4 protein-coding genes are annotated in these 7,178 nt (G+C 63.1%); all 4 read left to right on the top strand.

Annotated features, from left to right (window positions below; all coding sequences use genetic code 11):
* The gene (locus A2Z13_03570) at nt 1-255 is read left to right on the top strand and encodes a hypothetical protein (GenBank protein OGP80115.1); all 255 of its coding nucleotides are present in this window, start codon (nt 1-3) and stop codon (nt 253-255) included.
* A gap of 433 nt (nt 256-688) precedes the next feature.
* A complete protein-coding gene (locus A2Z13_03565) occupies nt 689-1,195 on the top strand; it encodes a hypothetical protein (GenBank protein ID OGP80114.1) in 507 nt (168 codons plus the stop codon).
* A gap of 31 nt (nt 1,196-1,226) precedes the next feature.
* Complete coding sequence (locus A2Z13_03560) at nt 1,227-2,366, top strand: hypothetical protein (protein ID OGP80113.1); 1,140 nt, start codon at nt 1,227-1,229, stop codon at nt 2,364-2,366.
* A 39-nt stretch (nt 2,367-2,405) separates the two neighbouring features.
* A partial coding sequence (locus A2Z13_03555; GenBank protein ID OGP80112.1) for a hypothetical protein occupies nt 2,406-7,178 on the top strand: 4,773 nt, incomplete at its 3' end.

Genomic DNA, 7,178 nt, shown 5'->3' with positions numbered 1-7,178 from the left:
GTGACGGAACCGATTCCCGCGAACACCGGGTTCAAGGTGGGGGGCGCCACGTTCAACGCGGGAACGTCGACCCTTTCCTTCACCGTGGTCTACTCGAACAACGGGGGATCGATCTGGACCTACACGCCCGCAAGCGGAAGATGCGGTGCGCCGGCGGGGTACGACGACTGCGTCACGCACGTCCGGTGGACCACCACAGGAAATATGCCCGCCGGGACCAGTTTCAGCGTGGGGCTTGTGGTGAGAGTGAAGTAGCCCTCCGGGGATACGTACACAACTGATAGCAATTTTAATTAGTCAGGTCAGCCCGATTCATCTTACCTGACAAGAATTGTCACATCCCTCTGGCCCATCCTTAAATATTTTTCCCTCGGAGTCCCTCCGAACGGCTCCCCTAATAAATTCATTTAATTATTCATTAGTTACAATTGTCTGCCCCACTGGCTTATTAATTGCAACCCACACTTGTGAAAGAAGTTAAAGCCGCAGTCGGACGCGATTTGCGGTTTCTATAAGGCCGGAGAATCAGGGTGGGAACGCAGTGGACATCCGGAAAAAATCACTAAATAAATCGGCAGATTGTCCGAAAAGAAACAGAGAACTCGACAAGGGTGTTCTTGTGCCCACGAAAGCAGGAAATCGAAATCATTCCGGACCGCCGGAAAACAGAAAAAGGAGGAGGAAAGAGATGAGGCAGAAAAGATTTTTCGTGGTGTTGGTGGTCCTTGCGTTTTCGGCAACGGCCGCAATGGCGCAAATCGGGCAGAAACCGGAGCTGGTGCTGACGCTCTCCGTCCAGAAAGAAGTGATCGTGACGGGGGAGGGCGGCAATCCGAAGACCGAGTGGCGGGAAGTCCAGAGCACGGGCCCGGGCGATGTGCTGAAGTACACGATCCGCTACGAGAACAAGGGCAAGGGGGAGGCCCGGGACGCGAAGATCGTCGATCCGATCCCGCCGAGCACCTCCTACATCAGCGGCAGCGCCGGAGGGGATGACGCCGCAATAGCGTTCAGCCTCGACGGGAAGATCTTCCAGCCGCCCCCCCGGCTCACGTACCGGGTCAGGCAGGCCGATGGCACCGAGGTCGAGCACGTCGCCACTCCCGACATGTACACCCACATCCAGTGGGAATTGATCAAGCCGGTGCTGCCGGGTGGCACGGGCAGCGTGAGTTTCCAGGTCTTGGTCCAGTAGACCGGTCATGAACAGGGAAGGAACGGAAAGGATGCAGATCCGAAACAAAAACGAAGAAAAGGAAGGAGGAACGGCAACGATGCGTAAGGAAACCGGCAACAGCAACAGAGACGGAAAGGAGAAACGGGACATGGGCATCACGATCGCAAGGCGATCAATAGTTCCCTGGATGGCCGCGGTCTTTCTTGCCGCGCTGCTTCTCACCCCGATGATCGCCGGGGCCGCGACCCCCGCGGGGACGGCCATCATGAACGCGGCGACGGTGAACTACCAGGACACCAGCGCCAACAACTACTCTGCAGTCTCCAACACCACGACCGTGACGGTGATTTCGGTGTTCGGCGTTTCGCTCGCGCCGGTGCCGGTGGACCAGTCCGTTCCGTCCAACACCGTCGCGTACTACGCCTACATCCTCACGAACACGGGGAACGACAACAACACCTACGCGCTGAGCGCCGCTTCCGGGGCCGGGGGGAATTCGTGGACGGTCACCCTCTATGCGGACGACGGAGCGGGCGGCGGGACGGCGAACGACGGGATCCACCAAGCGGGAGAGACCACCGTGACGAGCTCCACGGGAGTCCTGGCGGGAGGCGCGACCTACCGGTTCTTCCTGGCCGTGACGGTTCCCGCAGGCACCGCCAACGGGCAGACCGACGACAGCATCCTGACGGTCAACGGAGCCAGCGGCGGACCGGAAGCCGACACCACGGACACCGTGACGACGACGGCCCAGGCGCCGGCGCTGTCCGTCCTGAAGAATGTGCGGAACGTGACGACCAGCGGAACCTTTGACAACACCGCGAACGCCGCGCCCACCCAGACCCTCGAGTACCGGGTCACGGTCACGAACAATGGAACGGTAAATGCCACTTCGGTCGTCCTGACCGACTCCGACAACGCGAACACCACCTACGTCCCCGGCTCCATGAGGATCGGACCGAGCAACGCCTACGGCGGTGCGGGGAACCTGAATCCGGGGGACGGCAACTCGGACAGCGCGTTCCCGATGCCGTGCAATTTGGCCGCTTGCGGGCACGGTCATGTCGACGGGTCCGGCAACGTGACGGCCTACCTCGGAAACACGGCCAACGACGGCGCCGCCGGGCCGGGGGGGACACTTACCACCGGCCAGACGATCTACGTCTATTTCCATGTAACCGTCGACTAACGGACGCCAAGGAGGAAAAGACCGCCGGGACAATGGAACGTGCTTGCCGGGAGGCGCATATGCCGACGACCGAAACGGGGGTCCCTGGCCGTTCTTCCGGGACTGATCGCAGGGACCCTTTTTCTCCTTTTTCCCCGATTGTCTCCGGCCGCCACGCCGCCGGGGACGCAGATCACCAATCTCGTTAATCTCGAATATCTAACCAGTCCGACAGTATACACGATCCCATCCAACCAGACTGCGGTCACCGTCGGGATGTACCACGCGGTCTCCATCGGCCCTCCGTGGTCGGGGATCGCATACCCCGGAACGACCGTGACCATCCGCCACACGGTGACCAACGGTGGAAATGTGACCGACACGTTCGACCTGAATGGGACCAGTTCCCTCGGGCTTCCCCTCCAGGTCCTGGCTTCCGACGGCCAGACGCCGCTGGCGGACAGCAACGGCAACGGGATGCCGGACGTGGGTCCTCTTCCGCCCGGCGGAACCGTCGACGTCGTGCTCCGCATCACGGTGCCCGTCGGGATACCCACCGGCCAGGTCGACAATACGACCGTCCTGGCCGCATCGGCCGCCGCGCCCGCAGCCCAGATGAGCGTGACCAACCTCGCCACGATCCCCAATTTCTGGGATCCCCTGGTGAAAACGGTGGATCCCGCCGGGCAGGTGTCTCCGGGGGTCACCGTCACCTACACGAACACGTTCGGCAACTCGAGCGGCGTTCCCGCCACCAACGCGGTGATCTCCGACGTGCTGGACGCGAGCCTGGTCTACATCGACGGGAGCGCGACGTCTCCGCCGGGAATTGCGGGGACCGTGATCGCATACGATAACGCAACCCGTACTCTCTCCTGGACGGTTCCGACGGTTCCCGCGGGGTACACCGGCCAGGTCGGTTTCCGGGCCATCATCGACCCCGGGCCGTTTCCCGTGAGCACGGTCAGCAACCGGATCTCCATGATGAGCGACCAGTCGCCCGCCCCCCAGTTTTCCAACGTCGTTTCGACCGTCGTGGTGGAGCAACCCCTCTTCATCACGAAAACCGCCGACCGGAAGGTGGCGGAGATCGGAGATTACGTCGGCTATACCGTGTCGGTGGTGAACAGGAGCACCGTCCTGACGGCCGACAACGTGATCCTCTCGGACGACCTTCCGCAGGGGTTCCGGTACGTGAAGGGAAGCAGCAGGCAGGGCGGCGCAGTCGTTGCGGACCCGTCCGGGGGAACCCGGCCGCAATGGGCGCTCGGGCCTCTTGCTCCCGGTGAGAGCAGGGCCCTCGCCTACCGGGCCATCGTCTCCGTGGACGCGATGCTCGGGGACGGGACGAACACCGCGAGCGTCGCCGGGACCACGCCGGGGGGGAACCTTCTCCAGGCCGGTCCGGCGAGGGTCCGCGTGAAGATCGCGGAGGGGGCCCTGAACAGCAAGGCGATCATCCTCGGCCGCGTGTTCGTCGACCGGAACGGCGACAGGATGCCCGGCGAGGACGAGCCGGGCGTGCGGGACATCCGGCTGGTTCTCGAGGACGGGACCTTCGTGATCACCGACGGGGAGGGGAAATTCTCCATCTACAACGTCCGGGCGGGCGAGCATGTCCTCAAGCTCGACCGGAACAGCCTCCCTCCCGGGTACGTTCCGGTACCGTTGAACAACACCTTTGCGGGCGACGGGGGTTCCCAGTTCATCTCCGTGCCTTTCGGAGGGCCGGCAAGGGGGGATTTCGGGCTCGTTCCGGAGAACGGGAAGGAGAGACCACTTCCGGAGAGCAAAGAGAAGCCGGCGGAAAAGGTGTACACCTTCGGCACGTCGACCAGTGCCCCTCCGCCTTCCCTGGAAGTGCAGGTCCAGTACATGGATCCGACGCCGGAGATCCTCTCTCCCCGAGGGGGGGCCATCCTTGCCAAACCGTGGACCGATATCGCCGTTCGGGTCCCCGAGGGGGCGCGCCACTTTCTCAAGGTCAACGGGGCCGTGATCCCGGTGAAAAGGATCGGGAAGAAGATCCACGAGTCGGCGAGAAAGCTCTACGTCTACGAATACGTCGGCGTGAAGCTTGCTCCCGGAGCCAACAAGATCGTGCTGGAATCGATCGTTCCCGGCGAAGTGGGGGTGGAAAAAGAGATCGCGGTGACCGCGCCGGGCCCGCCGGTAAAGATCGTCCTCGATCCCCCGAAGGCCACCGTCATCGCCGACGGGAAAACGACGGCCTCCTTCACGGTCACCCTCCTGGACGAGTGGAACCGGCCGTCGATGGAGGAGACGGTCGTCACGGTCGTCGCCACGAAGGGGACGATTGTCGAGAGCGACCTCGACCCGTCGGCCGCCGGGCACCAGATCAAGCTCCGGGACGGCCGGGCGAGCTTCACCCTGCGCTCCACGCTCGTGACGGGGAGCGACAGGATCCGGGTCCTCGTGGGGAACAACATGGAAGCGGAAGGGGAGGTGTACTACACACCGGAGCTCCGGGATTGGGTCGTGGCGGGCATCGGGGCGGTGACGGTCGGGGCGAACAGCGTGAGCGGGGACACGGCGAAGATCAAAGACGATGACGAATACAAGGAAGGCCTCTTCCACGAGGAGAAGCTTGCGTTCTTCGCGAAGGGGAAAATCTTCGACCAGTATCTCCTCACGGGCGCGTACGACACCGGCAAGCCGGAAGGAGAGGGGCTGTTCCAGCGGTCCGCCCCCGAACGCTTCTACCCCATCTACGGGGACGCCAGCCGGATCCTCTACGACGCGGAGTCGCGGCAGAAGTTGTACCTGAAGGTCGAGCGGGACCAAAGCTCCGTCCTGTTCGGCGACTACCACACCGGCCTGTCCGAAAACGAATTCGCCCGCTACGACAGGACGTTCAACGGGCTCAAGGCCGACATCGACACCGGGCTGCTGACCTTCCGGGGCTTCGCGACCAAGACGGACCAGGTGCAGGTAAAGGACGAGATCCCGGGGAACGGCACTTCGGGGTTCTACTTCCTCAGCAGGACCCCCGTCCTGGAAAACAGCGAAAAGGTCCGCATCGAGGTCCGCGACCGGTACCACCTCGAAAGGATCCTCTCCTCCGTCGACAAGGTGCCCTACACCGATTACTCCATCGATTACGTCAGCGGGGCCGTCCTGTTCAAGCAACCGGTTCCTTCCCTGGACGGCGGGTTCAACCCCGTCCGCATCGTCGTCCTCTACGAAGCCGAAGGCGCGGGCGAGGACCGGTACACCTACGGGGGCAGGGCCGGCGTCAGGCTCGGGGGGAAACTGGAGGTCGGCGCGACCGCCGTGGTCGAGGACGTGGGGTTGGGGGAGAACACCCTCTTCGGGGCGGATGCCGCCCTCAGGCTTTCGGAAGGATTCCGGCTCAAAGGGGAGGTGGCCACAAGCGACACCCTGGAGAAGGGAACGGGGACCGCCTGGAAATTGGAGCTGGAAACGGAAGCGGGCAGGAAGCTCAAATTCGGCGCGTATTACCGGGATGTCGACGAGACGTTCCTCAACCCCTCGATGACGGGCAGCGAGACGGGGACGACGAAGTACGGCGCGAACGCGACGTACCGGCCCCGGGAGGAGACGAATATCACCGCGGAAAGCTTCGTCCAGGAGAACCGGGGCATCCAGGCGAAGCAGTTCGTCAACACCCTCGGGGTGACGCAGAACTATTCCCGGGCGAAGCTGGAGGGCGGCTACAGTTTCCTGAAAGAGGACCGGTCCGCCCCCGGGCAGGACGACATCACCTCCCAGCTCGCCTATGCCGGAGTGAGCGGGAACATCACGAAAAAACTCGGCGCAGCCCTGAGACGGGACCAGGTGCTCTCCGGCGGCAATGTCCAGAACTACCCGACGAAAACGAAGGGGGAGCTCACCTACCAGATCTCGGAGACTCTCCGGGGCCGCCTCTCCCACGAGATCCAGGAAGGGAACGACAAGAGGAACGCGACGGAACTCGGCTTCGAAAGCCGGGTGACCGAGAACACGACCCTCTCTTCCCGCTACCAGATCGAAAACACGATCTCCGGGGATATGGCGCAGGCCGTCATCGGGCTGAACAACAAGTGGGAACCCAAGAAAGGCCTCACCCTCAACACGGCGGTCGAGAGGATCCAGTTTATCGACGGGGCCCCCGGCGGCGCGGAAAGGACCACGCTGGCCTTCTCCGCCGAATACCTGCGGAGCGAAAACGTCAAGGCCACGGGCCGCTACGAAGTGCGGCTGGGGGAGCTGGAGACCACGAATCTCTTCGATCTGGGGGCGGCGATCAAGCTGTCCGACGGGCTTTCCCTGCTTCCCAAGGTGAGCCTGTGGCACAGCGAACGGGACCAGGGCGACAGCTCCCTCTACGACGGACAGGTGGGGATCGCGTACCGGCCGCTGGGTACACCCTCGATCTACCTTCTGAGCAGCCTCCGCTTCAAGCTCGAACGGACGGGCGGCGCCGGGACGGAAGACGAGAGGAAGAACCTGATCTCCTCGACGGAGCTCACCCACCGGTTCTCGCCGCGCTTGAGCCTGCTCGGCAAATACGCAGGCAAGTACGCCTGGGAATCCGTGGGAGGAGCCGATTTCAACTCCTACACCGACCTCGTCATCGCCGGCGCGACGTACGACCTTACGGACCGGTGGGATGTGGGAGTCCTGGCGAAGCTGATGAACCAGTACGAGACCGGAATGCACTCGGTGGGCGCCGTGGCGAAGACGGGCTACCGGGTCTACAAGAACCTGTACGCGGGGATAGGGTACAACCTCTCCCGGATGAACGACAGCGACCTTTCCGGTGCGAACTACCAGTCCCACGGCCCGTTCCTCGAACTGAAGTTCAAGTTC

The sequence above is a fragment of the Deltaproteobacteria bacterium RBG_16_64_85 genome, from assembly GCA_001798885.1.
In the GTDB taxonomy this organism is placed as follows: domain Bacteria; phylum Desulfobacterota; class Deferrimicrobia; order Deferrimicrobiales; family Deferrimicrobiaceae; genus FEB-35.
Note: the sequence above shows the minus strand (reverse complement) of the source record. Positions and strands in the feature narration are given on the sequence as shown.

What these genes read in the sequence shown, in the direction of transcription:
- A2Z13_03560 (OGP80113.1), top strand. Translation starts at nt 1,227, where the DNA reads ATGCAGATCCGAAACAAAAACGAAGAAAAGGAAGGAGGAACGGCAACG.
- A2Z13_03565 (OGP80114.1), top strand. Translation starts at nt 689, where the DNA reads ATGAGGCAGAAAAGATTTTTCGTGGTGTTGGTGGTCCTTGCGTTTTCG.